Genomic DNA, 26,189 nt, shown 5'->3' with positions numbered 1-26,189 from the left:
CGCTCAAGCAGCAGAAGCCCAAGGTGCTGTGGTTCACCGGCCTCTCCGGCTCGGGCAAGTCGACCATCGCCAACATGGTCGAGAAGCGCCTGCACGCCGTGGGCAAGCACACCTTCCTGCTTGATGGCGACAACGTGCGCCATGGTCTCAACAAGGACCTGGGCTTCACCGAGGCCGACCGCATCGAGAACATCCGCCGCGTCGGCGAAGTGGCGCGCCTGATGACCGACGCCGGCCTGATCGTGCTGACCGCCTTCATCAGCCCCTTCCGCGCCGAGCGCGAGATGGTGCGCTCGCTCATGGCCGAAGGCGAGTTCGTCGAGATCTTCGTCGACACGCCGCTGGAAGTGGCCGAAGCACGCGACGTGAAGGGCCTCTACAAGAAGGCGCGTTCGGGCCAGCTCAAGAACTTCACCGGGATCGACAGCCCCTACGAAGCCCCCGAAAACCCGGACTTCCGCGTAGACACCACCACGGAATCACCCGAAAATGCCGCCGAACGCATCGTCAACGCCCTTCTCGGTTGGGCGCCAACGATCTAAGCACTCGTCTCTGGCCGGGAGGGAAACCGCCAATGATTCTGTTTCACGGACACGAGGCGCATGCCCGTTCGGTCGTCAAGGCGATCAGCTGGCGCATCTTGGGAAGCATCGACACCTTCCTTCTAGGCTGGCTCTTCACCGGCAGCGCCAAGGCTGCCGGTGCCATTGCCGGTACGGAAGTGATCACCAAGATCGGCCTGTACTACTTCCACGAACGCGTATGGAGTTCGATCCTCTGGGGTACGCAACGTCCACCGGTGGAAGATGACACCGCCCAGGTCAGTGCCGAGGCAGGCCTGCTGTAACGATCAGACCCGGCCGACGCTGCTGTAGGCAAAGCCTGCAGATCTTGCCTCTGCCGGGTCATAGACGTTGCGCAGATCGACCAGCACAGGCGCATTCATCAGGCCCTTAACGCGCGCGAAATCAAGTGCGCGGAAGGCGTCCCACTCGGTGACGAGCGCCACTGCATCCGCGCCTTCGACCGCAGCATATGTGCTGGAAACCATCTTCACCTCGGGCATGATCGCCGCAGCCGCTTCCATGCCTTCAGGATCGTAGGCCACGACCTCGGCCCCTGCATCGAGCAGTGTCTGCACGATCGCAATCGACGGCGCATCGCGCATGTCGTCGGTATTGGGCTTGAACGTCAGGCCTAGCAGCGCGACGCGCTTGCCGCGCGCATCACCGCCCAGCGCCTCGATCACCTTGCGACCCATCGCGCGCTTGCGGCTGTCGTTGACCTTGACCACCGCTTCGACCAGCCGGACCGGGCTGCCATAGTCCTCGGCGGTCTTGAGCAGCGCCAGCGTATCCTTGGGGAAGCACGATCCGCCATAGCCGGGCCCCGCGTGGAGGAACTTCGAGCCGATGCGGTTGTCGAGGCCGATGCCGCGCGCCACGTCCTGCACATCACCGCCCACCTTCTCGCACAGGTCGGCCATCTCGTTGATGAAGGTGATCTTGGTCGCAAGGAAGGCGTTGGCGGCGTATTTGATCAGTTCGCTGCTGCGGCGCGAGGTGAACAGGATCGGAGCGCGGTTGAGGAACAGCGGGCGATAGACCTCGCGCATCACCCCGCGCGCCCACTCTTCCTCCGCGCCGATAACGATGCGGTCCGGACGCTTGAAATCGCCAATGGCAGCGCCTTCGCGCAGGAATTCGGGGTTGGAGACCACGGCGAACTGGACCTCTGTCCCGCTCTCCCGAATGATCCGCTCCACCTCGTCGCCCGTGCCAACCGGCACTGTGGACTTGGTCACCACCACGGTCGGCGTGGTGATATTGGCGGCAAGTTCCTGCGCCACGGCATAGACATAGGTCAGGTCGGCATGGCCATCGCCCCGGCGCGAAGGCGTACCCACCGCGATGAAGATGGCCTGAGCACCTTCGATCGAGCTGGCAAGATCGGTCGAGAACGACAGTCGCCCGGCCTTGACGTTGGCCGCGACCAGTTCGGCAAGGCCCGGCTCGTAGATCGGCATGACGCCGGCGCGCAGCCGCTCGATCTTGCTCTCGTCCTTGTCGATGCAGACCACATCGTGGCCGAAATCGGCAAAGCAGGCCCCCGAAACCAGCCCGACATAGCCCGAGCCAACCATTGCGATCTTCATCAAAGCACTCCGTACAGCACAGCGCTGTTAGCAAGCGGGAGGCATTCCCGGAACCCTGCTTGCGGGCGGGCTTGGTAGCCGTCTAACCTTTCGGGAACATGACCACCACAACTCTCCCCGAATCCTGGCGCCCCGCGCTCGAACCCGTCCTGCAATCGCCCCCCTTGCGCACGCTGGGCGGCTTCCTCCAGACCGAGGAGCGCGCGGGCAAGGTGATCTACCCGCCCCGCGGCACCCGCCTGGCCGCGCTGGAGATGACCCCGCTCGATCAGGTGCGCGTCGTCATCCTCGGGCAGGACCCGTACCACGGTCCGGGGCAAGCGCATGGCCTTGCCTTCTCGGTCCAGCACGGCGTGAAGACTCCGCCAAGCCTCGTGAACATCTACAAGGAACTCGAAGCCGACCTCGGCATCCCTCGCGCGGCCCACGGCAACCTTACCCGCTGGGCCGAGCAGGGCGTGCTGCTGCTCAACAACGCGCTGACCGTCGAAGCCGCCAATGCCGGGTCGCACCAGGGCAAGGGCTGGGAGCTGTTCACCGACGCTGCCGTCGAAGCTGTCGCCGCGCGCCCCGAACCCACGGTGTTCATCCTGTGGGGCAGCCACGCGCAGAAAAAGGCCGCACGCGTCGCCGGGCTCGCGCATGGCCCGCATCTGGTGCTGAAGGCCCCGCATCCCAGCCCGCTGTCCGCCTACAACGGCTTCTTCGGCTCCAGGCCCTTCAGCCAGACCAACGCCTTCCTCGAAGCGAAGGGGCGCGGGACGATCGACTGGCGGGTCTGACGCAAAAAGCCCCGCCGAAGCGGGGCCTTTCGTCAGTCCATCAAGCCGGAGATCAGCCCGGGATCGCAGCCGAAGCAGCCTGTCCGTCACCTTCCGGCGCGGAGAGGATGTCACGCACGACCTGGCCCTTGGCCACCGTCTGCGTGCCCGGATCACCCACGGTCGACCGGATTGAGGCAGCAGCCGTGCCCGAACGGTTGATCGCGTCCGTCTCCACGCTCGAACGCGCCGAAGGGCCGCCGAACAGCGTTTCGAGCGTCTGTTTGCCGGTTTCCGAATCTTGCGGACGCGGCGCGCCGGGGCTCGGCGGGGTCAGTGCGAAATCGGGCGGCACCACCAGCGGCGCGGCGCGGGTCACGGCCATTTCGTCGGGACGGTCACGGTTGAACAGCGAACCGCCGCCACCGCAGGCCGACAGAAGAGTCGCCGCCGAGACGACAAGAGCAAGGGCGGCAGCTTTACGCATCATGCATTCTCCGTGGCGGTATGGTCGCCGCTATCGTTTGGCTTTTCGCGCGATTTGAACGAGCGGGCAAGCAGTATCAGGACACCGAACGTGATCGCCACGTCGGCCAGATTGAAGATGGCGAAAGGTCGCCACGTGCCAATGTGCAGGTCGGCATAGTCGATGACATAGCCCAGCGTCAGCCGATCATAGATATTGCCAAGCGCTCCGCCGAGCACGAGGCCAAGCGCAAGGATATCGCCTCGCAGCGTCTCGCGCAGCATCCACACCGTCACGCCCAGCGCAATCAGCGCGGTGACGATGATCAGGCCGTAACGCATCTCCAGCGACGTTGCGGTAAACATCCCGAAGGAAACGCCCTCGTTCTCGGCATAGCGCAGGTCGAATATCGGCAGCAGGTCGATCACGCCGACATCGCGCAGCATCAGCGGGCCGACCATGATCGCCTTCACGATCCGGTCGATCACGGCGATGACCAGCGCAAGGCCCAGGCCCTCGATGCGCGGACGGCTCAGCATCAGGCTGCTGCACCCGCGTCGATAGCCGCCACGACCTCGTCGCACCGGTCGCACAGCGCGCCGTCTTCCGTCACTTCCGGAAGCAGGCGCCAGCAACGGCCGCACTTGTGGTCGGTGGAACGGGTGACGGTCACGTCACTGCCCTGCCCGCGCATTACTGTCGCGGTGATGAACAGCTCTGCCAGATCGGCTTCCGGAGCGGATTCGGGCACGGTGACGACCGCCTCGAGGCCCGATCCCAGCACCTTCTCCCGGCGCAACGGTTCGATGGCTTCATTCACCGTCTGGCGCAGTGCGCGCAACTCGGTCCAGCGCGCTTCATCCACCGTCACAGCCGGAACCTCCGGCCATTCCAGCAGATGCACGCTGTCGCTGCCCGGATAGCGCGACTGCCACACTTCCTCGGCCGTGAACACCAGCACCGGCGCGCCATAGCGGACCAGCGCGTGGAACAGCGTGTCGAGCACGGTGCGATAGGCGCGGCGCTTCGGGTCCGAAGGCGCATCGCAATAGAGGCAGTCCTTGCGGATATCGAAGAAGAGCGCCGAAAGGTCCTCGTTGCAGAAGTCGGTCAGCGCGCGGACATAAGTGTTGTAGTCGAAGTCCTCGACCGCCTGACGCAGCGTGGCATCCAGCTTGCCGAGCAGGCCGAGCATGTACTGCTCCAGCTCGGGCATTTCCGCCACCGGCAGCCGCTCGTCCTCGCTGAAGCCTTCCAGCGCGCCCAGCAGATAGCGATACGTATTGCGCAGCTTGCGGTACTGGTCGGCAACGCCCTGCAGGATCTCCTTGCCGATGCGGTGGTCCTCGGTGAAATCGACCGAGAGCGCCCAGAGCCGCAGGATATCCGCGCCGTAATCGCGCATCAGGTCGATCGGGCTGATCGTGTTGCCCAGGGACTTGGACATCTTCATGCCCTTCTGGTCCATGGTGAACCCGTGCGTCAGCACCGCATCATAAGGCGCCCGCCCGCGCGTGGCGCAGGATTCCAGCAGCGAGGACTGGAACCAGCCGCGATGCTGGTCCGACCCTTCGAGATAGAGGTTCGCAGGCCATTGCAGGTCCGGCCAGCGCCCCGATTCCAGCACGAAGGCATGGGTGGAGCCGGAATCGAACCACACGTCCAGGATGTCGGTGACGCGCTCGTAATCGTCGAGCTTGTACTTGTCGCCCAGGTACTCCTGCGCCCGTTCCTCGTCCCACGCATCCACGCCTTCGGCCATGACAGCCGCGACAATGCGCGCGTTCACGTCCGGATCGTTGAGGTACTGGCCGGTCTTGCGATCGACGAACAGCGTGATCGGCACACCCCAAGCGCGCTGGCGCGACAGCACCCAGTCCGGACGGCCTTCAACCATCGCGCCGATGCGGTTGCGGCCCTTTTCGGGGACGAAACGCGTGTCGGCAATGGCCTTGGTGGCCTTCTCGCGCAGCGTGCCGCCCTCGGCCTCGCGGTCCATCGGCACGAACCACTGCGGCGTGCAGCGATAGATCACCTTGGCCTTGGAGCGCCAAGAATGCGGATAGGAATGCTTGTAGTCGGCAGACGCCGCGAGCAGCCCGCCAGCCTCGCGCAGGTCCGAACAGATCGGGCCGTCGGGCGCGTTGAACTTGGGGTTGATGACCGAGCCCTGCCCGCCGAGCCAGCCCCAGTCCTCACGATACTTGCCATCGCCCTGCACCGCGAACACCGGCTCGATCCCGTGCGCCTTGCACAGCGCAAAGTCGTCCTCGCCATGATCGGGCGCCATGTGGACAAGGCCGGTGCCGCTGTCGGTCGTGACGAAGTCGCCGGGGAGCATCGGGCGCGGCTTGGCAAAGAACCCGCCGAGCGAGTGCATCGGGTGGCGAAGCGTCATGCCGACGAAGTGTTCTGGCTTCAGCCGCCACCGAGGTTCGCCGGCAGGATCTTCATTTTTCCAACCAGTCCGGCGCTCAAACTCTTCGAACAACGCTTCGGCCACCAGAACAGAAGCCATTTGCTCGCCGTTTCCGACAAGATAGACCGCGTAATCGACTGCCGGATTGTAAGCGACTGCCTGGTTCGTTGGAATTGTCCAAGGCGTAGTGGTCCAGATTACCACCTCGGAATCCCACACGCCGTCTGGGGCATTGGGGGCCTCCAGAACACTAAACGCCACGTCGATCTGCGTCGAAACGATATCCTCGTACTCGACCTCAGCCTCAGCCAGCGCGGTCTTCTCCACCGGCGACCACATCACCGGCTTGGCCCCGCGATATAGCTGGCCGCTTTCGGCAAACTTCAGCAGTTCGCGCACGATGGTGCCCTCGGCCTGGCTATCCATCGTCAGGTAGGGGTTGTCCCAATCGCCATTGATGCCGAGGCGCTTGAGCTGCTCGCGCTGCACGTCGACCCACTTCTGGGCATAGGCGCGGCATTCGGCGCGGAATTCGCGTGGCGGAACCTCGTCCTTGTTCTTCTTTTTCTTGCGGTACTCTTCCTCGACCTTCCACTCGATGGGCAGGCCGTGGCAGTCCCAGCCGGGCACATAGGGCGCGTCCTTGCCCAGCAGCGTCTGGGTGCGGCAGACCATGTCCTTGAGGATATGGTTCAGCGCATGGCCGATGTGCATGTCGCCATTGGCATAGGGCGGGCCATCATGGAGAATGAACTTCTCGCGCCCTTTGCGCGCCTCGCGAACTTTGCGGTAAATGCCCTCGTCCTGCCAGCGCGAAAGAATGACCGGCTCCTTCTGGGGGAGGCCAGCCTTCATCGGGAAATCGGTCTTCGGCAGGAAGACGGTCGGTCGGAAGTCGCGTGGTTCAGTCATGACCGGCGGGCACTAGAGCAATTGCGCGCGTTGGGGAAGTCTCTGGCGGAGCATTGCCCACCCCGCTGCGACTAGGTTCGCTACGCTCTCCAAGTCTCGCGGCCCTCCCGCCTGCCGGAGGGCAAGAACAGGTCATTCAACTCCCCTCCCGCAGGCGGGAGGGGTTGGGGGTGGGCAAGAGCGCTACGCCAGCAACTCGCGCGCTCGTTCGCAGTCCCTCTCCATCTGCGCCACCAGCGTATCGAGGCCATCGAACTTCGCCTCTGGCCGCAGGAAATGGTGGAATGCCACCTCGATTTCCTGCCCGTAGAGATCGCCCGAAAAATCGAAGAAGTGCGGCTCCAGCAGCTCCTTGGGCGGATCGAAGGTTGGGCGGATGCCCAGATTTGCCGCGCCCTTGAGCACGCGCCCGTCAGGCAAGCGCCCCGTCACCGCATAGATGCCATAGCGCGGGCGCAGGTACATGCCGATGTCGAGGTTGGCGGTCGGGAAGTTGATCGTGCGCCCCAGCTTGTCGCCATGCTGCACCATGCCCCGGATCGCGAAAGGCCGCGTCAACAGCTTCGTCGCCGTCTCGCAGTCGCCCGATTTCAACGCATCGCGAATGCGGCTTGACGAGACGACCTCGCCCTCCCGCGTGACCGGCCCCACCGCGCGCGCGGTTAGACCGAAACGCGGACCATCTTCGCGCAACACCTGTGCATTTCCACTGCGGCCCTTGCCAAAGGTGAAGTCCTCACCCGTCACCACGCCCACGGCGCCCAGATGCCCGACCAGACCTGCCTCGATCCATTCGAGCGCGGTCATCCCTGCAACGTCCGCGCCGAAGTGGATCACCAGCATGGCATCGGCCCCGGCTGCGGCGAAGAGTTCCTGCCGCTGGTCCAGCGTGGTCAGGCGGAACGGCTCGGCATCAGGCTTGAAATGGCGCACGGGGTGAGGATCAAACGTGGCGACGATGGCCGGACGGCCTTCGGCCCTGGCCCAGCGGATCGCCTCACCCACCACGGCCTGATGCCCGAGGTGAAACCCATCGAAATTGCCCAGCGCCACGATACCGCCACGAAGGGCTTCCGGCACAGGTTGCAGGCTGTCGAGACGGATCATGCGCCAGCCTTGGCGTAAGTGACGAAATCGAAAGCGGGTCTGCCAGACTCAGCCTGATGCACGTCGCGCGAAACCTCTATCCACTCCGATCCGAGCGGCTCCATCATGGTATCGCCCTCGAACGTCCCGTGTACTTCGGTCAATTCAACGCGTTCGGCAAGGGCCATGAACAGGCGATAAATCTCCGCCCCGCCAACGACGGCAACCTCGCCCCCACCCGCCAGCGCCAGCGCCTGCTCCACGCTCGTCGCCACTTCCGCCCCCTCGGCGCTCCACCCGCCATCGCGCGTGAGCACGATATGGCGGCGACCGGGCAGCAGGCCGGGCAGGCTCTCGAAGGTCTTGCGGCCCATGATCATCGGCTTGCCGAGGGTCAGCGCCTTGAACCGCTTCAGGTCCGCAGACAGTCTCCACGGCAGGGCATTGTCCTTGCCGATCACGCCGTTGGTGGCGCGGGCATAGATCAGGAAAAGTCCGGGACGGACCCCGCTCACAGCACCAGCCGCGTCACGTGGCCCATCTTGCGCCCGGGCCGAACCGCCGCCTTGCCATAAAGATGCAGGTGGTTGGCGGGGTCGGAAAGGATTGCGGGCCAATCATGCGCATCGTCACCGATCAGGTTGTCCATGACCACGCCCTTCGCTGCCAGCGCGGTCGATCCCAGCGGCAGCCCGCAGATCGCGCGGACGTGGTTCTCGAACTGGCTGGTGAGCGCCCCTTCGATGGTCCAGTGCCCGGAATTATGCACGCGCGGGGCCATCTCGTTGAATACCGGACCGTCGGCCGTTGCAAAGAACTCCAGCGTCAGCACGCCGACATAGCCCAGCGCATCGGCCACTTTCGCGGCCAACGCCCGCGCCTCTTCCACCTGCGCCACGATCACAGGCGATGCCGGCACGGTCGAGCGATCGAGAATGCCGCCCTTGTGCACGTTCTCGGCACTGTCCCAGAAGCGCACTTCGCCCGCTTGCGTACGAACGAGGATCACCGAGAACTCTGCCTCGAAGGTCACGAAGCCTTCGTAGATCAGCGGCTTGCCGGGCAGCTCCACCGCCTCGGCATCGGTCGGCTGCATGATCCGCCACTGGCCCTTGCCGTCATAGCCATCGCGCCGCGTCTTGAGGATGCCCGGCGCGCCGATGCTTGCCACCGCCGCGCGCAGATCATCCATCGAATCGACCGTGGCCCATGGTGCAGGCCGACCGCCCAGCGCTTCGACGAACGACTTCTCGTTCACCCGGTCCTGCGCCACTTCCAGCGCCTTGGCCGGTGGATGGAGCGGCGCATGGGCCGTCACCGCTGCCAGAGGCGCAGCGGCCACGTTCTCGAACTCATAGGTGACAACAGCGCACTGTGCGGCAAAGGCCGCCAGCGCCGCCTCGTCGTCGTACTCGCCCTGCGTGAAGGCCGCGCAGACATCGGCGGCAATCGAATCCGCTTCCGGCGCATAGACGTGGCAGCGATAACCGAGGTTCGCCGCCGCCAGCGCGATCATCCGGCCAAGCTGGCCGCCACCGAGGATGCCGATCGTCTCGCCGGGAGGGATCATCAGACCGGCTTCTCCGCCACCGATTCGGTCTGCGCGGTGCGGAAAGCGATCAGCCGCTCGGCCAGCGCTTCGTCCGACGTCGCCAGGATCGATGCGGCCAGAATACCCGCATTGGTCGCGCCCGGAACGCCGATAGCCAGCGTCGCCACCGGAATGCCGCCTGGCATCTGCACGATCGACAGCAGCGAATCCATGCCCTTCAGCGCCTTGGATTCCACCGGCACGCCCAGCACGGGCAGGTGCGTCATCGAGGCGACCATGCCCGGCAGATGCGCCGCACCGCCCGCGCCTGCGATCACCACCTTGAAGCCTTCGAGGTGTGCACCCTTGGCAAAGCTCACCAGCCGATCCGGCGTGCGATGCGCCGAGACGATGCGGCAATCGTGCGCCACGCCCAGCTTTTCCAGCACGGCCGAAGCTTTCTTCATCGTCTCCCAATCGGACTGGCTGCCCATGACGATGGCGACTTGCGGCTTGTCAGACATCTCCCCTGCCCCCTTCAGGCCAACGGGCGCTCAGCGCTCCGAAAGGTAGTAGCGTTCCACTTCGGCGAGGTTGTCGTCGAGTTCATAGACGATCGGCTGCCCGGTCGGAATCTCGAGCCCCGTGATGTCCTCGTCCGAAATGCCCGACAGGTGCTTCACCAGCGCGCGAAGCGAATTGCCATGGGCAGAGACGATCACCGTCTCTCCGGCGCGCAACGCAGGCGCGATCTTCTCTTCCCAGCACGGCAGCACGCGCGCGATGGTGTCCTTGAGGCTTTCGGTAGAAGGCACCGCGATCCCGGCATAGCGCGGGTCCGAAGCCAGATCGAACTCGCTGCCCGCTTCCAGCACCGGCGGCGGCACGTCGAAGCTGCGGCGCCACACCTTGACCTGATCTTCGCCATGCTTGGCCGCAGTCTCGGCCTTGTCGAGGCCGGTCAGGCCGCCATAGTGCCGCTCGTTCAGGCGCCAGTCCTTGTCTTCCTGCACCCACAGGCGGCCAGCGGCTTCCAGCGCCAGATGCAGCGTCTTGATCGCGCGGGTCTGCAGCGATGTGAAGGCCAGCGTCGGCAGCACACCCTTGTCCTTGAGCAGCTTGCCTGCCGCGAAAGCTTCGGCCGCGCCCTTTTCGGTCACGTCCACGTCCCACCAGCCGGTGAAGCGGTTTTCGAGGTTCCACTGCGACTGGCCGTGGCGAATCAGGATCAGGCGGGGCATCGGGGCATCCTGTAGCTGACTATAAAAAAGGAACCGCGCCCCTAGCGTCAGGCGGCCGGATTGGAAAGCCCGGTTTCCGGCGAATCGGGCGATTCGGACACGGTTGCATCGGCCGCGCCCGCACCGGCCTCCAGCGCGCGGGCCTGCGCCTTGCGCCGTTTCAGGTTGTCGCGCAGCCGTGCGGCCAGCCGCTCCTCGCGGCTCATCGTGAACTCTTGATCGCTCATTGCCCGCCTGATTGCAGCGATCTCCGGCTTACTGCAAGTCCCACAGGACTTTGGCCCCGAACGTCGCTTGACAAAGCCAGCCCCCCCCGTCATTAGCGCGCCCCTGCCCACCCCGCCCGTCAGCGGTTCCGGAGTGGTAATGCGGAAATGGTGTGCTGCTGTAGCTCAGTGGTAGAGCGCATCCTTGGTAAGGCTGAGGTCGGGAGTTCAATCCTCCCCAGCAGCACCATTTCCCCGCAGACACGATGGTGTTTGCCGCAAAATCTTACTTTGGATATATGGAACCTCCCGCTTCGATGGGGTTTTATTGCTCAGTGCAAGTGCGTGGGGCTCTCTAATGCTTTCAAAAGCAGAACTCTCTCCTGAAAGCCTGTCCCTCGTTATCGAACAGAGCACCGATTGCGTGAAGCTTGTCGATCCGCAGGGCAATCTCTTGTGGATCAATCCCAACGGCCTTTGCGCCATGGAAATCGATAACTTCGAATTACTTAGCGGTCGTGAGTGGGCGGCGCTCTGGCCCGAGGACGCCCAGCCCGTCATTCGTGATGCACTGGCCAGCGCAAGCTCGGCCGGCGTTGCCCGACTCGAAGCCTTCTGCCCGACGGCCAAGGGCACGCCGCGCTGGTGGGAAGTCAGCGTTTCGGCCGTGCGCGGCCCTGATGGCGAGCCCGCAGGCTATATTTCCGTCTCGCGCGATGTCAGCCAACTCCATGCCGATCAGGAAGCGCTGAAAATACTGCTGTCGGAGATGCGGCACCGGCTGAAGAACAGCTTCGCCATGGTCTGTGCCATGCTGCGCACCGTCGCGCGCGGAAACGCGGCCAACACCGAATTTGCCATCGACATGGTCGCACGGATTTCCGCACTTGCCACCGCGCAGACGCTGTTCGACGGTGAAGCTGAGGAGACCGACCTCCACGCACTCCTGTCCACGCTGATCCTGCCTTTCCGCACAGCGCAGGACACGAAAGTTGTCCTCGATTGCCCGGGCAGGCACGAAATCAACAGGCGTGAAGCCGATGTGATCTCGCTTGTCGTGGGCGAACTCACGGTAAACTCAACGAAACATGGCGCAATCGGCCACGGCGGTACCATCGCGCTAAGCGCAATGGCTGGAGGCGACGACGCCCACCATGTCATCATCTGGCAGGAGCAATCCGTCCGCCCGGTCGCCGCTACATCACGGTCCGGCGGCCAGGGCCTGACCCTGATCGAACGCATCTGTGCCGCGCGCGGCGGCACGTTCGGCATAGACTGGCAGGACAGCGGCCTTGTGGCCACGCTGTCCCTGCCCAAAGCTGCCTGATCAGGCTCTGAGGTCAGCCCATTCCGGATGGCGGCGGAATGCGGCCTCGACATAGCTGCACTGCGGCTCGATCTTGAAGCCGAACTTGCGCGCATCAGCAATCAGCGCCTTGACCAGCTCGCCCGCCACGCCGCGCCCGCCGATTTCGGTCGGCACCAGGGTGTGGTCGGCCACCACCACGTCGCCCTGTCGCTGATAGGTCAGCCGTCCGATCGCCTCGCTACCTTCCACCTTGGCGTGGTATTCGCCGCGTGCGCCCTGATCGAGGTGGGTGATGGTGACATCTGCCATGCGGTAAATTCCTTGCCCTTTGCGCCCCGGCACTTCGGGGTCGCTTGACCCGAAACGCGCGGGGTCACATTGCGGTTTCCCATGAAGTTCTTCTCCGACAATGCCGCCGCCGTCCACCCCCGCCTGTGGGCCGCGATGCACGCCGCCGATGCGCCCGATTCGGGGTACGACGGCGATGCGCTTTCACAGCGCATGGACGAGGCCTTTTCGGACCTGTTCGGCACCGAATGCACCGCGCTCTGGGTCGCCACCGGCACTGCGGCGAACTGCCTTGCGCTTGCCGCCATGGTCCCGCCCCACGGCGGCGTGGTCTGCCACCGCGAGGCACATATCGAGATGGATGAAGGCGGCGCCCCCGGCTTCTACATGCACGGTGCAAAGCTGATGCTGGCAGACGGCGAAGGCGCAAAGCTGACGCCCGAGAGCATTGCCCGCGTGATCGACCCGATCCGCAACGACGTCCACCAGGTCCAGCCGCACGCGATCTCGATCACGCAGGCGACTGAATACGGCCGGGTCTATACGCCGGAAGAGGTCGCGCGGATCGGCTCGCTCGCGCAAGGACGCGGCCTTGGCTTGCATATGGACGGCGCGCGTTTTTCCAATGCTGTGGCGCACCTCGGCTGCCATCCGGCGGAAGTGACGGCGCAGGCGGGCGTCGACGTGCTGACTTTCGGCTGCGTCAAGAACGGTGGCATGAACGCCGAAGCGCTGGTGTTCTTCGACATGGAACTGGCCGACGTGGTCCGCTACCGCCGCAAGCGCGCCGGGCACCTCCAGTCCAAGGGCCGGTACCTTGCCGCGCAGGTCCTCGCGATGATCGAGGACGATCTGTGGCTCGAAAACGCCCGGGCCGCCAACGCCGCCGCGCAGGAAATTGCGCAGGCCTGCGGCGAACGCCTGTTCCACCCGGTCGAGGCGAACGAGATCTTTGTCGTGCTCTCGCCCGCCGAGCAGGCAACCTTGCGCGCACAGGGCTTCGACTTCTACGACTGGACCGCACCTGAAGGCGCGACAGGTGCCGCACGCCTCGTCACCGCGTGGAACAGCGATCCTGCCGACGTTGGCGCGCTCGCCCGGGCAATTGCCACGCTATGACCCTGCCTGAGCAGCCCGGTCAGGCACGCTTCTGGCAGTGGAACGTCGCGGGCCCATTCTTCATTGTCGCGCTGATCTGGGGTTCGACATGGCTCGTGATCAAGGATCAGATCGGCAGCGTCCCGCCAAGCTGGTCGGTGACATGGCGCTTTGTCGCAGCGGCCATCGGCATGGCCGCGCTGGCGCTGATCCGGCGCGAGTCCTTGCGTGTCTCGGCAACCGCGCTGAAGGTCGCCGCGCTGCTCGGCCTGCTGCAGTTCGTAATGAACTTCCAGTTCGTCTACCGCGCCGAACATCACCTGACCTCGGGCATCGTCGCGGTATTCTTCGCGCTGCTCGTGGTTCCTAACGCGTTGCTCGCGTGGCTGGTGCTGAAGCAACCGGTCACGCGTGGCTTTCTTGCAGGTTCCGCCGTTGCCGGCGCCGGGATCGCCTTGCTGCTGCTGCACGAGTACCGCATGGCGCCGCCTGAAGGCCAGGTTCTCACCGGCATCGCCCTGACCGCAGCCGCCTTGCTCAGTGCCTCTTCGGCCAACGTGCTTCAGGCCAGTCCCGTGGCGCGCGGCGTTCCGATGATCCCGATGCTGGCGTGGGGCATGCTGATCGGTGCCGTGCTGGATGGCGCGTTCGCATGGGTCGTCGAAGGCCCGCCGCAGTTCGATCCACGCCCCGGCTATGTGTTCGGCGTGCTCTATCTCGGCCTGATCGGCTCGGTGGTGACCTTCCCGCTCTATTTCCGCCTGCTCCAGCGGTTGGGAGCGGGCCGCGGGGCCTACAACGGCGTGCTGGTGCCGGTCGTCGCAATGCTGCTTTCGACCGTGTTCGAGGGCTATCGCTGGTCGGTGCTCGCGCTGGCCGGATCGGCGCTGGCAATGGTCGGTCTGGTGCTGGCACTAAGAGCGCGCAACCCCTCGCGATAGGTGGGATAGGCGGGCTTCCAGCCCAGCAACCGCTTGGCCTTGCCATTCGCCACGCGCCGGTTCTCGGCATAGAACGCCAGCGCCATGGGCGAAAGGTTGGCTTCTTGAAGCGACTGCATCGGCGGCGGCGAAACGCCGAGCATCCGTGCCGCCTCCTCTATCACCGCGTTCTGGCTGCACGGCAGGTCGTCGGCGAGGTTGTAGATGCCCGCAGGACCGGCGAACCCGGCGATCACCCCGCTGGCAATGTCCTCCACATGCACGCGGCTGAAGACCTGCCCCGGAATATCGATTCGGTGCGCCTTGCCCTCGGCCACCCGCTCCAGCGCGCTGCGCCCCGGCCCGTAGATCCCGGGCAGGCGGAACACCCGCACCTTCGGCGATAGCGCCTGCCAATCGAGGTCAGCCTGCGTCCGCGCCGAGCGACGCCCGGTGCCGACGACCGAGCCCTCATCCACCCACGCCCCGCCCGCATCGCCATATACGCCGGTAGAGGAAAGATACCCGATGGCTTGAAGCGACGCAGCGGCAATCGCCTCGCCATAGGCCTGCAACACCGGGTCGCCGCCTTCGCGTATGGGCGGGACCGAGGACAGGACGTGGCTCGCCTGCGCCAGCGCCGCCTCCACCGCAGCACGGTCGGCAAAGGCAATATCGCCCGCGCTTCCCGTGCCGCGCACGGTCCAGCCCTGCGCCCGCAACCGCCTCGCAATGACCTGCGAGGTGTAGCCCATTCCAAAGATCAGCAAGTTTCCCATCAAAAGCCTGATAACCGCGATTGCCCCGCCGCGCACGCGTTCCTAAGTTGGCGCCCATGAACGATCTCTCCGGCCAGCCCGCCATCGCCCCCACCGTGATCCACCGCGCGGACTATCGCCCGCCCGAATGGCTCGTTCCCGAGATCGCTCTCGACTTCGCGCTCTCGCTCGATGCCACGCGCGTGCAGGCGACGCTGAAGGTTGCGAAGAATGCTGCCGGATCAGGCACTTCATTGCTGCGCCTCAACGGCGATGCGATTGAAGCCAAGGCCGTCACCGTCGATGGTCACGCCCACAATGACTGGCACATGGACGGCGCCGATCTCGTGATCGAACTGCCTGGCGATGCCCATGACGTCGGCATCGAAACGCTTATCGATCCTTCGGCGAACACCCAGCTTTCCGGGCTTTACGCCTCGAACGGGCTGCTCTGCACCCAGTGCGAGGCCGAGGGCTTCCGCCGCATCACCTTCTTCCCCGACCGGCCCGACGTGCTCTCGGTCTATTCGGTGCGGATGAGCGGGGACAAGGCGCAGTTTCCCGTCCTCCTGTCCAACGGCAACCCCACTGCTTCGGGCGAGAATGGCGACGGAACCCACTGGGCCGAATGGCACGATCCCTGGCCCAAGCCTTCCTATCTCTTCGCCTTGGTAGCCGGTGAACTTGTCGCAAACCGCGATAGTTTCACGACAAAATCGGGCCGCAAGGTGAACCTGGCGATCTACGTCCGCCCCGGCGACGAGGAGCGCACCGACCATGCCATGCGCTCGCTCATCGCCTCGATGAAGTGGGACGAGGACGTCTATGGCCGCGAATACGACCTCGATGATTTCAACATCGTCGCGGTCAGCGACTTCAACGCCGGTGCGATGGAGAACAAGGGCCTTAACGTCTTCAATACGCGCTATATTCTGGCCGATCCCGAAACCGCGACCGATGGCGATTATGACGCGATCGAGGGCGTGGTGGCGCATGAGTACTTCCACAACTGGTCGGGCAACCGCGTAACCTGCCGCGACTGGTTCCAGCTTTCCCTCAAGGAAGGCTTCACAGTCCTTAGAGATCAACAGTTTAGCGCCCACCGCGGCTCTGCGCCGGTCAAGCGGATCGAGGATGTACGGATCCTGCGGGCCGTGCAGTTTCCTGAGGATTCAGGGCCGCTGGCGCATCCGATCCGCCCCGATTCCTATCAGGAAATCAGCAACTTCTACACCGCGACCGTCTACAACAAGGGCGCCGAGGTGATCCGCATGATGACCGTGCTGGCGGGCATGGAGCGGTTCCTTGAAGGCACCACGCTCTACTTCGACCGCCACGATGGCGAGGCGGCGACCTGCGAAGACTTTGTAAAGGCTATCGAAGATGGCGCGGGGCTGGACCTCAAGCAGTTCCGCAACTGGTACGAACAGGCCGGAACTCCGCGCGTGAGCGTTGGCATGACTCTCGAAAGCGCAAATCCAACTCTCGAGGGCGAAGGGGCAACTCTCGGAGGCAGAGGGGTAACTCTCACGCTCAAGCAGGCAACTGCCCCCACACCGGGACAACCGGAGAAGAAGCCATTCCTGATCCCGCTGCGCATTGCTCTGTTCGACCGTGAGACGGGCGAGCACCACGGCGAGGAACTGATCGTCCTGACCGAGGCCGAGCAGTCGTTCACCTTCGAAGGGTTCACGTCGCTGCCCGTCCTTTCCATCAACCGCGGCTTCTCCGCGCCGGTCGAGATCGTCGCCCCGGTGACAACGGAAGACCTCGTTTTCCTCGCCCGTCACGACGACGATCCCTTTGCCCGCTACGAAGCAATGCAGCAGCTGATCGTGCGGCATCTGGTTGGCGCGGTGGCGGGGACGCTGGAAAAGCGCGAGGAATCGCAGGCCGCCATCGGCGCGGCGATGGGCGCAATTCTCGACGACGCCGCGCTTGATGACCTGATGCGCGGCGAATTGCTGATCCTGCCGGGCGAAGCCTACCTTGCCGAACAACTGACCCGCGCCGACCCGACGCGCATATTTGCAGAGCGCGAAGGGTTGAAGCGCTGGCTGGGCGAAACGCTGAAGGACAAGTGGCTCGCCCTGCATGACCGCGTTTCTGCCGTGCCCTACAGCCTTGAGGCCGAGGCGCGGGGGGCACGAAAGTGCAAGACGCAAGCGCTCGTCTATCTTGGCGCTGCCGATCCCGCAGAGGCCGCGCGCCGGGCCAAGGCGCAGTACGATGCCGCCACCAACATGACCGACCGCCAGGGCGCGCTGATGGTGCTGTGCAGCCTCGATTGTCCGGAGCGCGAGGCGGCGCTGGCCGATTTCCACGCGCGTTTTGCCGGCAACATGCTGGTGATCGACAAGTGGTTCTCACTGCAGGCAGGTTCGCTCAACCCCAAGGCGACCGAGCATGTGAAGGCCCTGGCCGAGCATCCCGATTTCACCATGACCAACCCCAACCGCGTCCGCGCGCTGTGGATGGCCTTTGCCGCCAATGCGCAGGCGTTCCATAAGGCCGGTGGTGAAGGCTACGGGCTGATTGCGGACCTGATCCTGAAGCTCGATCCGATCAACGGCAATGTGGCGGCGCGCTTCGTGCCCTACCTTGGCCGCTGGAAGAAGGTGGACGAGGCCCGCGCCGCGCTGATGCGCGCCGAACTTGAGCGCATCGCCGCAGAGCCGACGCTGTCACGCGATGTGCGCGAGCAGGTGAGCAAGAGCCTAGAGGCGTAATGGTCGAGGCGCTTACCCATCCGCTGCTCGCTGGCGCCGCCCACGGCTTCCTTGGCCGCAGGGGCGGGGTCAGCACGGGCGACCTTGCAGGGCTGAACGTCAGCTACAGCGAGGACGATCCTTCGCTGACCTCCGAAAACCGCCGCCGAGCGGTGGAGGCGGTGCTGCCGGGCGGGACCTTGCAGACCTGCTTCCAGATCCATTCCGCCGACGTGGTGACGGTAACCGAGACCTGGGCCGACGCGGATCGCCCCAAGGCTGACGCGCTGGTAACGGACCGTCCCGGTGTGGTCCTTGGCGTGCTGACGGCGGATTGCGCGCCGGTGCTGTTCTGCGATGCGGAAGCAGGCGTGGTCGGCGCGGCGCACGCCGGGTGGAAAGGCGCCTTCACCGGCGTGACCGATGCCACCATTGCGGCGATGGAAGCGCTGGGCGCCACCCGCGACAACATTGCCGCCGTGGTCGGCCCGTGCATTGCGCAGAAGAGCTATGAAGTGGATTCCGGCTTCGAAGTGCGCTTCCTTGAGCAGGCTGCGGAAAATGAACGCTTCTTCCGCGCAGGCCGTGAAGGCCATGCCTGGTTCGACCTTGAAGGCTACGTTGCCTCACGCCTGCGCGATGCGGGCCTGACCCGCGTCGGCATGCTGGGCGAGGACACTTATGCGCGGGAGGAGCGGTTCTACTCCTTCCGCCGCGCCACCCACCGCAAGGAACCGGGCTATGGCAGGCAGATCTCGCTGATTGCGCTTCCGGGCTGAAATCCGTGGCGCTGCCGGTTCTCTACAGCTTCCGCCGCTGCCCCTATGCGATGCGGGCGCGGCTGGCGATTGCGGTGAGTGGCGTTCGCGTTGAACTGCGAGAGATCAAGCTTTCAGCCAAGCCGCAAGCCATGCTCGACGCCTCGCCCAAGGGGACGGTGCCGGTTGTGGTGCTGCCCGATGGCGCGGTGATCGAACAGAGCCTTCACGTGATGCACTGGGCACTTGCGCAGAGCGATCCCGAAGGCTGGCTGCAACGGGACGATGCAGCCCTGATCGCGCGCAACGATGGTCCGTTCAAGCACGACCTCGATCGCTACAAGTATCCGGAGCGCCATGGCAGCGATGCGCTGGCGCATCGGGAAAGCGGCATGGCGTTTCTCACTGATCTGGATTTGCGGCTGGCTGAGCACGGACAACTTTGCGGGAGTGAGCGTGGTCTTGCCGATATTGCGGTGATGCCCTTCGTGCGCCAGTTCGCCGCAACAGATGCGGCATGGTTCGAGGGCCAGCCCCTGCCACGCCTTCATCGCTGGCTGTCCGCGCACCTCGAATCCAGCCTGTTCGCGAGCGTCATGGGCAAGTTCCAGCCATGGCGCGAAGGCGACGCGGTGACGGTTTTTCCATCCTGAATGACCTTCAACCCATCCCCTGATCGCGCACGGCCCACTCGGTTCGTCGCACGAGCAGCGCTTTCAATGCCCGAAATCGGGTTCCCGGGATCCGTCGTTCATCAGCGCGAAAGTTCCGTCGCAACACCGACACATTTTTGAAGGTCGCAAGGAGCTTTTCGATGACTACCACTCAACCCAAGCGCGCAGGCATGTTCCTGCTGGCCGCTGCTGCCGCGTCTGTCTCTGCGATTGCTGTGGCGCAACCTCAGCAGAACGGCATGCAGGACCCCAACATCATCGTCGAAGGCGAGGTTGTCCCCGATACCTCGGCCATGACCAAGGGCCCCGAGGTGAAGGGCATCATCACCGCGCGCAAGGGCGACAAGATGAAGATCACCGCCGACGACGGCACCAGCACGGTAGTGTTCTTCAACGATGCAACGACGGTCAAAGCCAGCACGGGCCTGTTCGGATCGAAGAAGTTGACGACCGAGAACCTGCTCAATGGCCTGCCGGTCACGGTCAAGACAATGCAGGCGGGCGAAACGTTGCTGGCCAGTCAGATCACCTTCCGCAACGGTGACTTCAAGACCGCCAAGATGATCCGCAACGGCACCGCGCAAGGCTTTGCCGAGCAGACGGCGGCCACCGCCGCGCTGAAGGGTCGCATGGGCGACATCGACAAGTACAACATCAAGGCGACGACCAACGTCTACTTCGACACCGGCAAGTATGCGCTGACCCCGCAGGCCAAGGCCGAGCTGTGCCAGGCCGCCTCGATGGCGAACGGCACCGAGAACGCGCTGATGCTGGTGGTTGGCTACACCGATTCGGTCGGTGACGAGGAATACAACCAGACGCTGAGCGAGAAGCGCGCCGCCAGCGTGATCAACTTCCTGCAGCAGCAGTGCCGCTGGGCACCCTACCGCATGCTGACCCCGACCGGCATGGCCGAATCCGACCCGGCAGCTGACAATTCCACCGAGGAAGGCAAGGCCCAGAACCGCCGCGTTGCGGTGAACGTGCTGGTCAGCAAGGCGATCGACGGGCTTTGATGCGGATAGGGGCGCACATCTAGCGTCCCTTCCCCTCTGACGTCACCCCGGGCTCAGACCCGGGGTTCCGCTTACTTGTCCTGGTGCGCTTCGTCGCCGGAAACAGCGGGACCCCGGATCAGGTCCGGGGTGACGTTGTTTCTGGGGGGCAAAGCAGAGGCTAGAGCAACTCCAGCGCCTCAAGCCGCGCCGCCAGCACGTCCGGGTCGCCAGTGAAGTGGTGGACGTGCCAGCCGAGCGCCCTTGCGGTGGCAATGTTCGCCGCGTTGTCATCGATGAACAGCATCGTCTCCGGCGCACGGCCAAAGCGGCGCGCGGCGAGATGGAAGATCGCCGGATCGGGCTTCACCAAGCGCTCGACCGCCGAGATCACGATGTCGCGCATGTGATCGAGAATCGGGAAGGTCGGGCGAAACAGGGCCCACGAATCGATGCCGAAGTTGGTGATCGCGTATTGTGGCACTCTCTGCGCCGCCAGCCGCTCGATCAGCTCATGCGTGCCCGGCACCGGCCCCGGCAGGCTGGCGAGCCAGTTGCTGGCATAGAGCGCGATTCGGTCGGCATGCTGGGGAAATTCTGCCGTTCGGGCTGCGACCATATCAGCAAAGGACACGCCCTCGTCATGCTGGGCGTGCCAGTCCTCTGTGACGACTTCGGAAACGAAGCGCGCGCGTTCGGCAGGATCGGGAATCGCATCGGCATAGATGCCGGCGAGATCGAACTGCACCAGCACGCGGCCGATGTCCCACACGACTGCTTCAACCGGCATGCCCGCCTCGCCACGTCAGGTCCAGAAACGACAGCGCCCCCGCGTTTCGGCGGGGGCAGCGTGGCTGGCTTTCCAGCCTGCAGGTTTCCGATGCAGCCCCGCCGTCGCGAGACTGCACCGAAACTGGTGAATTAACCCTGGCGCGCCTTGAAGCGCTTCTGGGTCTTGTTGATCACATAGACGCGGCCACGGCGGCGGATCACGCGGTTGTCCCGGTGGCGGTCCTTGAGCGACTTCAGGCTGTTGCGAATCTTCATGTCGAATCCCTTTGCCCGAAGCTGACCGGGCCGAAAACTGAAGCGACGCCGTTAGTGGGGGCATTCCCCCAAGTCAACCCTGCGCAAGGCAAATCGGCGGCCCTGCGCGCTTTCTTGCAAAGGTGGGGGGCCTGTGCAAACACCGCGCCATCAGGCGGATGGGGCCTGATTGGTCTTCGGGAAAGCCAGCATGTTGATCCAGCCGCAGGGCGTCATCCAGAACGCAGGCGAATCGTGGTTCCTCAACCCGTCGCTTCTCGCGGTGAACGCCTTCGAGATCGATATTCCGGGCGATCTGCTGGATGAGCTTGCGCCGCTTGCTGCCGAATCGCGGGCGATGGACGAGAATCAGGGGCGCTACCGCCTGTCGAACGGGGTGGCGCTCTACAACGAACGCCCCCTGCACTGGCGCAGCGACATCTGCTGGCTGAGCCATGCCGACGAGAAAGCGTTCAACTGGTTCGAGAGCATCTACGACCGGCTTGGCGTCGCCGCGCTTGTGGCGCCGTTCGTGCCGCACGATCGCGAGATTCGGCTCTTCGCCGGGTTCTTTGTCACCCGCAGCAAGTGCGATGCGCTCGACATGCACTGCGACTGGCTGACCGAGCAGAGCGAGGCGTTCACGCTGATGGCGCCGCTGACCGCCAATGCCAGCGAGATGGGCATGACCTATGACAGCGTGCTCGGCAACCAGCGCGACCTGACCTACCGGTTGGGCAAGGGCCTGGTGTTCGGCCCGAAGTTCAATCACTCGACAGCGATCGGGCGGCTGGACGAGCGCGCGGTGTTCCTGTGCTTCAACTTCGGCACCGACCGCATGGACAACTGGCAGCAGATCAGCCGGACGACCGCCACCCAGTGCGACCTGCTGCGCCAGCCGGACGGCAGCTTCATCAGCCATGCCGAGTGGCGAGAGCGCTATGGCAAGGCGAAAGCCTGCTAGGCGCGAATCTCGCCCAGCCTGCGCTCCCAGGCAAGGGCGTGGGCAACGATGGTATCGAGATCGGCGTACTTCGGCTGCCACGGCAGCGTCGCCTTGATCCGGCTGTTGTCCGAAATCAGCGAATCGGGATCGCCCGCACGGCGGCCCTGCAATTCGCGCACGATCTTGCGGTTGGTGACGCGATCGACCGCATCGAGCACGTCGAGCACCGAGAAGCCGCGCCCGTAGCCGCAGTTCATGGTCAGCGATTGCGTGGGCGACGCGATCAGCGCCTCGAGCGCGAGAACGTGCGCGGCGGCTAGGTCCGAGACGTGAATGTAATCGCGAACGCCCGTGCCGTCATGCGTGGCGAAATCGGTGCCGAACACGCCGACCGAGGCGCGTTTGCCCAATGCTGCCTCGACCGCGACCTTGATCAGGTGGGTGGCGCCTGCCGTGGACTGGCCTGTGCGCGCCTCCGGGTCTGCGCCTGCCACGTTGAAGTAGCGCAGGACGCAGTAGTTGAGCGGGTGCGCGGCGGCGACGTCGGCCAGCATGGTCTCGGTCATCAGCTTGGACATGCCGTAGGGATTGATCGGCAGCTTGGGGCTGTCTTCGGTGACCGGCGAGACTTCGGGGATGCCGTAAGTCGCCGCCGTGGAGGAGAAGATGAAGTGCGGCACGCCCGCCGCGACCGCAGCGGCGATCAGCGCGCGGCTCTTGGCGGTGTTGTTGTGATAATACTTGAGCGGGTTCTCGACCGATTCGGGGACGATGATCGACCCGGCGAAGTGCATCACCGCGCGGATGCCTTGCTCTGCAAAGATGCGTGCGAGGAGTGCGCCGTCCTCGATGTCGCCCTCATAGAAAGCGACGCCATCGGGCACGGCGAAGCGGAAGCCGGTGGTCAGGTTGTCGATCACCGCCACGGAGTAGCCCGCATCCTTCAGCGCCAGCACGGCATGGCTGCCGATATAGCCTGCGCCGCCGGTGACGAGTACGGGGACCTTCGACATTGGCGTTCTGCTCCTTTGCGCGCAGGATTTGCCCCGCAAACGCGTTCATGACTGCGACAGCGCGGGCACTTTACACGCTCGGGCGGGTCCGCATCAGCCCCTTACGGGATAAATACCAAATGAATCACAAACTGCTTCTCTGCGCCGTTGCGACCCTTGCCATTGCCGGAACCGCCGTGGCCCAGCCGATGGGTGGGCGGTGGGATTCGCCGATGGACCAGCGTCTGCGCGGGGCCGACGGCAGGCGTTCGATCGAACCGGCCAAGAAGGTCGAAGTAGAGGCATTCCAGGCCGCAGATGCCGCGCCGCTGCTGGGCAAGGGACCAATCACCGTAGCCGCAGCCGATGGCACGGAGGCCGAATGGAAGCTGCCGGTCTATGAAGCCGCCGTCGTCGATCAGCTGGCCAAGCTGGGATACGACACGGCAGTGAGCGGTGCGGAAGGCGGGCAGATCGCGCAGATCGGCATCCGCCATGAAGAGGTCGTGCCCGAAGAGGCCAAGCGCAAGCCGGTTTCGGGCGCGATGGAAGTGGGAGTTTCCAATCGCGGCAACTACACCGCCATGGCACTCAACATCGACCTGACCAAGGCGAAGAAGGCGATCATCGCCACGCGGCTCGACGTGCGCATCCGCGACAAGGCGAGCAATCGCGTGCTGTGGGAAGGCCACGCCGAAGCGCAAACGCGCGAGGACGACGATGGGTTGAACAACGGCGCAGTGGCGGCACGGCTGGCATCGGCGCTGTTCGCGAAGTTTGCCGACGCGCAGGTCGTTCCGGCGAGCTGATCGCTGTCACTGTGCCAATTGGCATTGCGACGAAGAACAGAGCGTAGCACCACTGACGCCATGACAACGGGACGCAAGCCTATGAATCGCCTTTCTGCCGCAATTGCCCCAAGCCTGCTGGCCGCCCTGCTGGTCGCGACCCCGGCCATGGCCAAGCCCGCGCCGATTGACGTGACCCGCTTCCACACCGCGCAGACCCTGCCCCGGCTGAAAGGCGCGGCAGTGATCGTCGAGGCGGCGCCGGGGGCGGACCCGTCGAGCCTCGAGAATCAGGTGTGGCTGGATGCCGTGCAGAAGGAACTGATGGCCAACGGGTTCGGCAGTGCAACGCCGGGCGCGGTCGATGTCGTGGCCGAAGTGCGCGTGGACCGCGAAGTGCAGAAACGCGAGAAGCAGCGCGGGCCGGTGAGCGTGGGCGTTGGCGGATCGACCGGGAGCTATGGCGGCGGCGTCGGGCTGGGACTTGGAATCAACCTTGGTGGTGGGCCAAAGGAATACGTCGTCACCCGCCTTTCAGTGCGTATCCGAGACCGCAAGACCGGCGAGGCGCTGTGGGAAGGCCGCGCCGACAACCGCGAGAACGTCAAGGCCAAGGAAGCCGATACCGCCATGGCCGCGCCGCGCCTTGCCCATGCCCTGTTCTCGGGCTTCCCCGGCACGTCTGGTGAGACTATCACCGTTAAATGAATGACATCCGCATCAATGCCGCGTTCGATTCCGGCAATATCGAAGTGCTCCAGGTTTCGGGCGCGAGTGCACGGCTGGCGATCCGCAAGGACCGCGATTCCGAGTTCTTCCAGTGGTTCCACTTCCGCGTCGACAGGGCTGTAGGGCGTGAGCTTGAGCTGAAGATCACCGGGCTTGGCAACTCGGCCTATCCCGGAGGCTGGCCGGGATACCGCGCGGCTTTTTCCGAAGATCGCGAGTTCTGGGGCCGCACCGATACGCGCTATGATCCGCAGGAGAATGGCGGCACGCTGACCATCCGCCACACGCCGGAGGCGGGCACCTGCTGGTTCGCCTACTTCGCGCCCTATTCGATGGAGCGGCATCACGATCTTGTGGCGCAGACAGCGGCACTGCCCGGCGTGACCCATCGCTGCCTTGGCACCAGCATCGAGGGCCAGCCGATTGATTGCCTTGAAGTGGGCGAAGGTCCGAAGCAGGTCTGGCTCTACGCCCGCCAGCATCCCGGCGAATCGATGGCCGAATGGTGGATGGAAGGCGCGCTCGAACTGCTGACCGATCCGGCGGACCCGCATGGCCGCCGCCTGCGCCAGCTCTGCCGCTTCCACGTGGTGCCCAATGCCAATCCGGACGGCTCGTGCCGGGGGCATTTGCGCACCAATGCCGTGGGCGTGAACCTCAACCGCGAATGGCACGAGCCGACGCCGGAACGCTCGCCAGAAGTGCTGGCGATCCGCAATGCGATGGACGAAACTGGCGTGGACTTCGCGATGGACGTCCACGGCGACGAGGCGATCCCGCACGTGTTCCTCGCCGGATTCGAGGGCATCCCTTCGTGGACCGACGAGCTTGGCGCGTCCTACGAACGCTACCGCCGCATTCTTGAACGCCGTACCCCCGATTTCCAGACGCGGCGCGGCTATCCCGTGGCAGCACCGGGCCGCGCCAACCTGACGATGTCCACCAACCAGGTCGCCCACCGCTTCGGCTGCGTGGCGATGACGCTGGAAATGCCGTTCAAGGACAACGACGACCTGCCCTGCAAGGAACAGGGCTGGAGCCCGGAACGCTCCAAGTTGCTCGCAAGAGATTGCCTGGCGTCGCTACTGGAGTGGCTTGAGGGATGATTCCCTAGCCTCTTCGTCATTGCGAGGAGGTGAAGCCGACGAAGCAATCCAGAGTCGGCGCAGCACCGCTCTGGATTGCCGCGCGCCCTGCGGTCGCTCGCAATGACGAAGGCGGGAGTTTGCGCCCTTTACGCAACGTTAAGAGGTCATGGCGCATGGCACGGAAATGGCCCGCACCATCGCCCTCATCCACGCGCCCCTCGCAGACTTCTCGCTGCATGACCTTGCGCGCAAGACGATCGTGCTCGGCTGCGCCGCCGCGTTGATCATGGCGGGCAAGCCTTTCCTCTTCTTCTGAACCGCTTGTAACTCTGCAG

The 26,189-nt window shown here is 64.7% G+C and carries 30 protein-coding genes and 1 tRNA gene; 16 read left to right on the top strand and 15 right to left on the bottom strand.

Annotation, left to right across the window (positions count from 1 at the left end; translation table 11 throughout):
- On the top strand, window positions 1-542 hold a 542-nt coding region (cysC, locus tag IQ25_RS09325; RefSeq protein ID WP_144905014.1), incomplete at its 5' end, for an adenylyl-sulfate kinase.
- Window positions 543-574: 32 nt separating this feature from the next.
- The gene (locus IQ25_RS09320; protein ID WP_144905012.1) at window positions 575-847 is read left to right on the top strand and encodes a DUF2061 domain-containing protein; all 273 of its coding nucleotides are present in this window, start codon (window positions 575-577) and stop codon (window positions 845-847) included.
- A 3-nt stretch (window positions 848-850) separates the two neighbouring features.
- Here the strand turns inward: IQ25_RS09320 and IQ25_RS09315 are convergent, their stop codons facing one another.
- A complete protein-coding gene (locus tag IQ25_RS09315) occupies window positions 851-2,155 on the bottom strand; it encodes a UDP-glucose dehydrogenase family protein (protein ID WP_144905011.1) in 1,305 nt (434 codons plus the stop codon).
- Between the two features lie 98 nt (window positions 2,156-2,253).
- Here IQ25_RS09315 and ung point away from each other — a divergent pair, with 98 nt between their 5' ends.
- Entirely contained in the window at window positions 2,254-2,937 is a 684-nt protein-coding gene (gene ung, locus IQ25_RS09310; protein WP_144905009.1) for a uracil-DNA glycosylase, read from the top strand.
- Window positions 2,938-2,989: 52 nt separating this feature from the next.
- Here ung and IQ25_RS09305 read toward each other — a convergent pair whose 3' ends face one another.
- The 9 genes from IQ25_RS09305 to IQ25_RS09265 form a co-directional block, all read right to left on the bottom strand.
- On the bottom strand, window positions 2,990-3,403 hold the full coding sequence (locus IQ25_RS09305; protein ID WP_144905106.1) for a DUF3035 domain-containing protein: 414 nt from the start codon (window positions 3,401-3,403) through the stop codon (window positions 2,990-2,992).
- Window positions 3,403-3,921, bottom strand: coding sequence for a signal peptidase II (gene lspA / locus IQ25_RS09300; protein ID WP_144905007.1), 519 nt, complete (start codon window positions 3,919-3,921; stop codon window positions 3,403-3,405). Before lspA ends, IQ25_RS09305 begins: the two co-directional genes overlap by 1 nt.
- Window positions 3,921-6,713, bottom strand: a complete 2,793-nt coding sequence (ileS, locus tag IQ25_RS09295; protein ID WP_144905005.1) for an isoleucine--tRNA ligase — start codon at window positions 6,711-6,713, stop codon at window positions 3,921-3,923. The genes lspA and ileS overlap by 1 nt, the downstream gene beginning before the upstream one ends.
- A gap of 183 nt (window positions 6,714-6,896) precedes the next feature.
- Window positions 6,897-7,820 (bottom strand): bifunctional riboflavin kinase/FAD synthetase, encoded by a 924-nt coding sequence (locus IQ25_RS09290; RefSeq protein WP_181447212.1) that lies wholly within the window; start codon window positions 7,818-7,820, stop codon window positions 6,897-6,899.
- Complete coding sequence (locus IQ25_RS09285; protein WP_258536996.1) at window positions 7,817-8,314, bottom strand: dihydrofolate reductase; 498 nt, start codon at window positions 8,312-8,314, stop codon at window positions 7,817-7,819. The genes IQ25_RS09290 and IQ25_RS09285 overlap by 4 nt, the downstream gene beginning before the upstream one ends.
- Window positions 8,311-9,369, bottom strand: a complete 1,059-nt coding sequence (locus IQ25_RS09280; protein ID WP_144905003.1) for a 5-(carboxyamino)imidazole ribonucleotide synthase — start codon at window positions 9,367-9,369, stop codon at window positions 8,311-8,313. Before IQ25_RS09280 ends, IQ25_RS09285 begins: the two co-directional genes overlap by 4 nt.
- A complete protein-coding gene (gene purE / locus IQ25_RS09275) occupies window positions 9,369-9,854 on the bottom strand; it encodes a 5-(carboxyamino)imidazole ribonucleotide mutase (protein WP_144905001.1) in 486 nt (161 codons plus the stop codon). Before purE ends, IQ25_RS09280 begins: the two co-directional genes overlap by 1 nt.
- Before the next feature lie 30 nt (window positions 9,855-9,884).
- Entirely contained in the window at window positions 9,885-10,571 is a 687-nt protein-coding gene (gene gpmA, locus IQ25_RS09270; RefSeq protein WP_144904999.1) for a 2,3-diphosphoglycerate-dependent phosphoglycerate mutase, read from the bottom strand.
- A 47-nt stretch (window positions 10,572-10,618) separates the two neighbouring features.
- Window positions 10,619-10,798, bottom strand: coding sequence for a hypothetical protein (locus IQ25_RS09265; RefSeq protein ID WP_144904997.1), 180 nt, complete (start codon window positions 10,796-10,798; stop codon window positions 10,619-10,621).
- A gap of 154 nt (window positions 10,799-10,952) precedes the next feature.
- On the opposite strand from IQ25_RS09265, the gene IQ25_RS09260 reads away from it, so the two are divergent.
- Both IQ25_RS09260 and IQ25_RS09255 read left to right on the top strand, forming a co-directional pair.
- Window positions 10,953-11,027: transfer RNA gene (locus IQ25_RS09260), tRNA-Thr, on the top strand.
- Window positions 11,028-11,135: 108 nt separating this feature from the next.
- On the top strand, window positions 11,136-12,104 hold the full coding sequence (locus IQ25_RS09255; protein ID WP_144904995.1) for a PAS domain-containing protein: 969 nt from the start codon (window positions 11,136-11,138) through the stop codon (window positions 12,102-12,104).
- Here IQ25_RS09255 and IQ25_RS09250 read toward each other — a convergent pair whose 3' ends face one another.
- Window positions 12,105-12,395 carry a GNAT family N-acetyltransferase gene (locus IQ25_RS09250; RefSeq protein WP_144904992.1) on the bottom strand — a complete coding sequence of 97 codons (291 nt, stop codon included), beginning with the start codon at window positions 12,393-12,395 and terminating at the stop codon, window positions 12,105-12,107.
- A gap of 81 nt (window positions 12,396-12,476) precedes the next feature.
- Here IQ25_RS09250 and IQ25_RS09245 point away from each other — a divergent pair, with 81 nt between their 5' ends.
- Both IQ25_RS09245 and IQ25_RS09240 read left to right on the top strand, forming a co-directional pair.
- Window positions 12,477-13,493, top strand: a complete 1,017-nt coding sequence (locus IQ25_RS09245; RefSeq protein WP_144904990.1) for a threonine aldolase family protein — start codon at window positions 12,477-12,479, stop codon at window positions 13,491-13,493.
- A complete protein-coding gene (locus IQ25_RS09240; RefSeq protein WP_144904988.1) occupies window positions 13,490-14,413 on the top strand; it encodes a DMT family transporter in 924 nt (307 codons plus the stop codon). The genes IQ25_RS09245 and IQ25_RS09240 overlap by 4 nt, the downstream gene beginning before the upstream one ends.
- On the opposite strand, the gene IQ25_RS09235 is transcribed toward IQ25_RS09240, so the two are convergent.
- Window positions 14,323-15,171 carry a Rossmann-fold NAD(P)-binding domain-containing protein gene (locus IQ25_RS09235; protein ID WP_144904986.1) on the bottom strand — a complete coding sequence of 283 codons (849 nt, stop codon included), beginning with the start codon at window positions 15,169-15,171 and terminating at the stop codon, window positions 14,323-14,325. The two genes, IQ25_RS09240 and IQ25_RS09235, sit on opposite strands and share 91 nt — an antisense overlap.
- 56 nt (window positions 15,172-15,227) lie before the next feature.
- Here IQ25_RS09235 and pepN point away from each other — a divergent pair, with 56 nt between their 5' ends.
- The 4 genes from pepN (at window position 15,228) to IQ25_RS09215 (ending at window position 20,306) form a co-directional block, all read left to right on the top strand.
- On the top strand, window positions 15,228-17,879 hold the full coding sequence (pepN, locus tag IQ25_RS09230) for an aminopeptidase N (RefSeq protein ID WP_144904984.1): 2,652 nt from the start codon (window positions 15,228-15,230) through the stop codon (window positions 17,877-17,879).
- Window positions 17,879-18,637, top strand: coding sequence for a peptidoglycan editing factor PgeF (gene pgeF, locus IQ25_RS09225; protein WP_144904982.1), 759 nt, complete (start codon window positions 17,879-17,881; stop codon window positions 18,635-18,637). The genes pepN and pgeF overlap by 1 nt, the downstream gene beginning before the upstream one ends.
- 5 nt (window positions 18,638-18,642) lie before the next feature.
- The gene (locus tag IQ25_RS09220) at window positions 18,643-19,269 is read left to right on the top strand and encodes a glutathione S-transferase (protein ID WP_258536995.1); all 627 of its coding nucleotides are present in this window, start codon (window positions 18,643-18,645) and stop codon (window positions 19,267-19,269) included.
- A 161-nt stretch (window positions 19,270-19,430) separates the two neighbouring features.
- On the top strand, window positions 19,431-20,306 hold the full coding sequence (locus IQ25_RS09215) for an OmpA family protein (protein ID WP_246415692.1): 876 nt from the start codon (window positions 19,431-19,433) through the stop codon (window positions 20,304-20,306).
- A gap of 160 nt (window positions 20,307-20,466) precedes the next feature.
- On the opposite strand, the gene IQ25_RS09210 is transcribed toward IQ25_RS09215, so the two are convergent.
- Together IQ25_RS09210 and ykgO are read right to left on the bottom strand one after the other, a co-directional pair.
- On the bottom strand, window positions 20,467-21,075 hold the full coding sequence (locus IQ25_RS09210; protein ID WP_144904980.1) for an HAD-IA family hydrolase: 609 nt from the start codon (window positions 21,073-21,075) through the stop codon (window positions 20,467-20,469).
- 131 nt (window positions 21,076-21,206) lie between these two features.
- Window positions 21,207-21,332: a type B 50S ribosomal protein L36 gene (ykgO, locus tag IQ25_RS09205; protein WP_011446910.1), complete on the bottom strand. Its 126-nt coding sequence runs from the start codon at window positions 21,330-21,332 to the stop codon at window positions 21,207-21,209.
- A gap of 190 nt (window positions 21,333-21,522) precedes the next feature.
- Here ykgO and IQ25_RS09200 point away from each other — a divergent pair, with 190 nt between their 5' ends.
- On the top strand, window positions 21,523-22,275 hold the full coding sequence (locus IQ25_RS09200) for a hypothetical protein (protein ID WP_144904978.1): 753 nt from the start codon (window positions 21,523-21,525) through the stop codon (window positions 22,273-22,275).
- Here IQ25_RS09200 and galE read toward each other — a convergent pair.
- Window positions 22,272-23,270, bottom strand: coding sequence for a UDP-glucose 4-epimerase GalE (gene galE / locus IQ25_RS09195; protein ID WP_144904976.1), 999 nt, complete (start codon window positions 23,268-23,270; stop codon window positions 22,272-22,274). The genes IQ25_RS09200 and galE overlap by 4 nt on opposite strands.
- 119 nt (window positions 23,271-23,389) lie before the next feature.
- Here galE and IQ25_RS09190 point away from each other — a divergent pair, with 119 nt between their 5' ends.
- The 4 genes from IQ25_RS09190 (at window position 23,390) to IQ25_RS21010 (ending at window position 26,170) form a co-directional block, all read left to right on the top strand.
- The gene (locus tag IQ25_RS09190) at window positions 23,390-24,058 is read left to right on the top strand and encodes a DUF4136 domain-containing protein (RefSeq protein WP_144904974.1); all 669 of its coding nucleotides are present in this window, start codon (window positions 23,390-23,392) and stop codon (window positions 24,056-24,058) included.
- A gap of 81 nt (window positions 24,059-24,139) precedes the next feature.
- A complete protein-coding gene (locus IQ25_RS09185; protein ID WP_144904972.1) occupies window positions 24,140-24,745 on the top strand; it encodes a DUF4136 domain-containing protein in 606 nt (201 codons plus the stop codon).
- Window positions 24,742-25,872, top strand: a complete 1,131-nt coding sequence (locus IQ25_RS09180) for a M14 family metallopeptidase (protein ID WP_144904970.1) — start codon at window positions 24,742-24,744, stop codon at window positions 25,870-25,872. Before IQ25_RS09185 ends, IQ25_RS09180 begins: the two co-directional genes overlap by 4 nt.
- A 148-nt stretch (window positions 25,873-26,020) precedes the next feature.
- On the top strand, window positions 26,021-26,170 hold the full coding sequence (locus tag IQ25_RS21010) for a hypothetical protein (protein ID WP_158637715.1): 150 nt from the start codon (window positions 26,021-26,023) through the stop codon (window positions 26,168-26,170).
- Window positions 26,171-26,189 lie beyond the last annotated feature (19 nt).

Source organism: Novosphingobium taihuense (genome assembly GCF_007830315.1).
Classification (GTDB): Bacteria; Pseudomonadota; Alphaproteobacteria; order Sphingomonadales; family Sphingomonadaceae; genus Novosphingobium; species Novosphingobium taihuense.
Note: the sequence above shows the minus strand (reverse complement) of the source record. Positions and strands in the feature narration are given on the sequence as shown.

Coding starts and splice junctions, on each gene's coding strand:
- IQ25_RS09265 (WP_144904997.1), bottom strand. CDS start 10,798: ATGAGCGATCAAGAGTTCACGATGAGCCGCGAGGAGCGGCTGGCCGCA.
- ileS (WP_144905005.1), bottom strand. CDS start 6,713: ATGACTGAACCACGCGACTTCCGACCGACCGTCTTCCTGCCGAAGACC.
- IQ25_RS09190 (WP_144904974.1), top strand. CDS start 23,390: ATGAATCACAAACTGCTTCTCTGCGCCGTTGCGACCCTTGCCATTGCC.
- pgeF (WP_144904982.1), top strand. CDS start 17,879: ATGGTCGAGGCGCTTACCCATCCGCTGCTCGCTGGCGCCGCCCACGGC.
- purE (WP_144905001.1), bottom strand. CDS start 9,854: ATGTCTGACAAGCCGCAAGTCGCCATCGTCATGGGCAGCCAGTCCGAT.
- IQ25_RS09245 (WP_144904990.1), top strand. CDS start 12,477: ATGAAGTTCTTCTCCGACAATGCCGCCGCCGTCCACCCCCGCCTGTGG.
- ykgO (WP_011446910.1), bottom strand. CDS start 21,332: ATGAAGATTCGCAACAGCCTGAAGTCGCTCAAGGACCGCCACCGGGAC.
- IQ25_RS09215 (WP_246415692.1), top strand. CDS start 19,431: ATGACTACCACTCAACCCAAGCGCGCAGGCATGTTCCTGCTGGCCGCT.
- IQ25_RS09305 (WP_144905106.1), bottom strand. CDS start 3,403: ATGCGTAAAGCTGCCGCCCTTGCTCTTGTCGTCTCGGCGGCGACTCTT.
- IQ25_RS09255 (WP_144904995.1), top strand. CDS start 11,136: ATGCTTTCAAAAGCAGAACTCTCTCCTGAAAGCCTGTCCCTCGTTATC.
- IQ25_RS09200 (WP_144904978.1), top strand. CDS start 21,523: ATGTTGATCCAGCCGCAGGGCGTCATCCAGAACGCAGGCGAATCGTGG.
- IQ25_RS09185 (WP_144904972.1), top strand. CDS start 24,140: ATGAATCGCCTTTCTGCCGCAATTGCCCCAAGCCTGCTGGCCGCCCTG.
- IQ25_RS09290 (WP_181447212.1), bottom strand. CDS start 7,820: ATGATCCGTCTCGACAGCCTGCAACCTGTGCCGGAAGCCCTTCGTGGC.
- IQ25_RS09210 (WP_144904980.1), bottom strand. CDS start 21,075: ATGCCGGTTGAAGCAGTCGTGTGGGACATCGGCCGCGTGCTGGTGCAG.
- IQ25_RS09320 (WP_144905012.1), top strand. CDS start 575: ATGATTCTGTTTCACGGACACGAGGCGCATGCCCGTTCGGTCGTCAAG.
- IQ25_RS21010 (WP_158637715.1), top strand. CDS start 26,021: ATGGCGCATGGCACGGAAATGGCCCGCACCATCGCCCTCATCCACGCG.
- lspA (WP_144905007.1), bottom strand. CDS start 3,921: ATGCTGAGCCGTCCGCGCATCGAGGGCCTGGGCCTTGCGCTGGTCATC.
- IQ25_RS09180 (WP_144904970.1), top strand. CDS start 24,742: ATGAATGACATCCGCATCAATGCCGCGTTCGATTCCGGCAATATCGAA.
- gpmA (WP_144904999.1), bottom strand. CDS start 10,571: ATGCCCCGCCTGATCCTGATTCGCCACGGCCAGTCGCAGTGGAACCTC.
- IQ25_RS09235 (WP_144904986.1), bottom strand. CDS start 15,171: ATGGGAAACTTGCTGATCTTTGGAATGGGCTACACCTCGCAGGTCATT.
- IQ25_RS09315 (WP_144905011.1), bottom strand. CDS start 2,155: ATGAAGATCGCAATGGTTGGCTCGGGCTATGTCGGGCTGGTTTCGGGG.
- galE (WP_144904976.1), bottom strand. CDS start 23,270: ATGTCGAAGGTCCCCGTACTCGTCACCGGCGGCGCAGGCTATATCGGC.
- IQ25_RS09280 (WP_144905003.1), bottom strand. CDS start 9,369: ATGATCCCTCCCGGCGAGACGATCGGCATCCTCGGTGGCGGCCAGCTT.
- ung (WP_144905009.1), top strand. CDS start 2,254: ATGACCACCACAACTCTCCCCGAATCCTGGCGCCCCGCGCTCGAACCC.
- IQ25_RS09250 (WP_144904992.1), bottom strand. CDS start 12,395: ATGGCAGATGTCACCATCACCCACCTCGATCAGGGCGCACGCGGCGAA.
- IQ25_RS09240 (WP_144904988.1), top strand. CDS start 13,490: ATGACCCTGCCTGAGCAGCCCGGTCAGGCACGCTTCTGGCAGTGGAAC.
- pepN (WP_144904984.1), top strand. CDS start 15,228: ATGAACGATCTCTCCGGCCAGCCCGCCATCGCCCCCACCGTGATCCAC.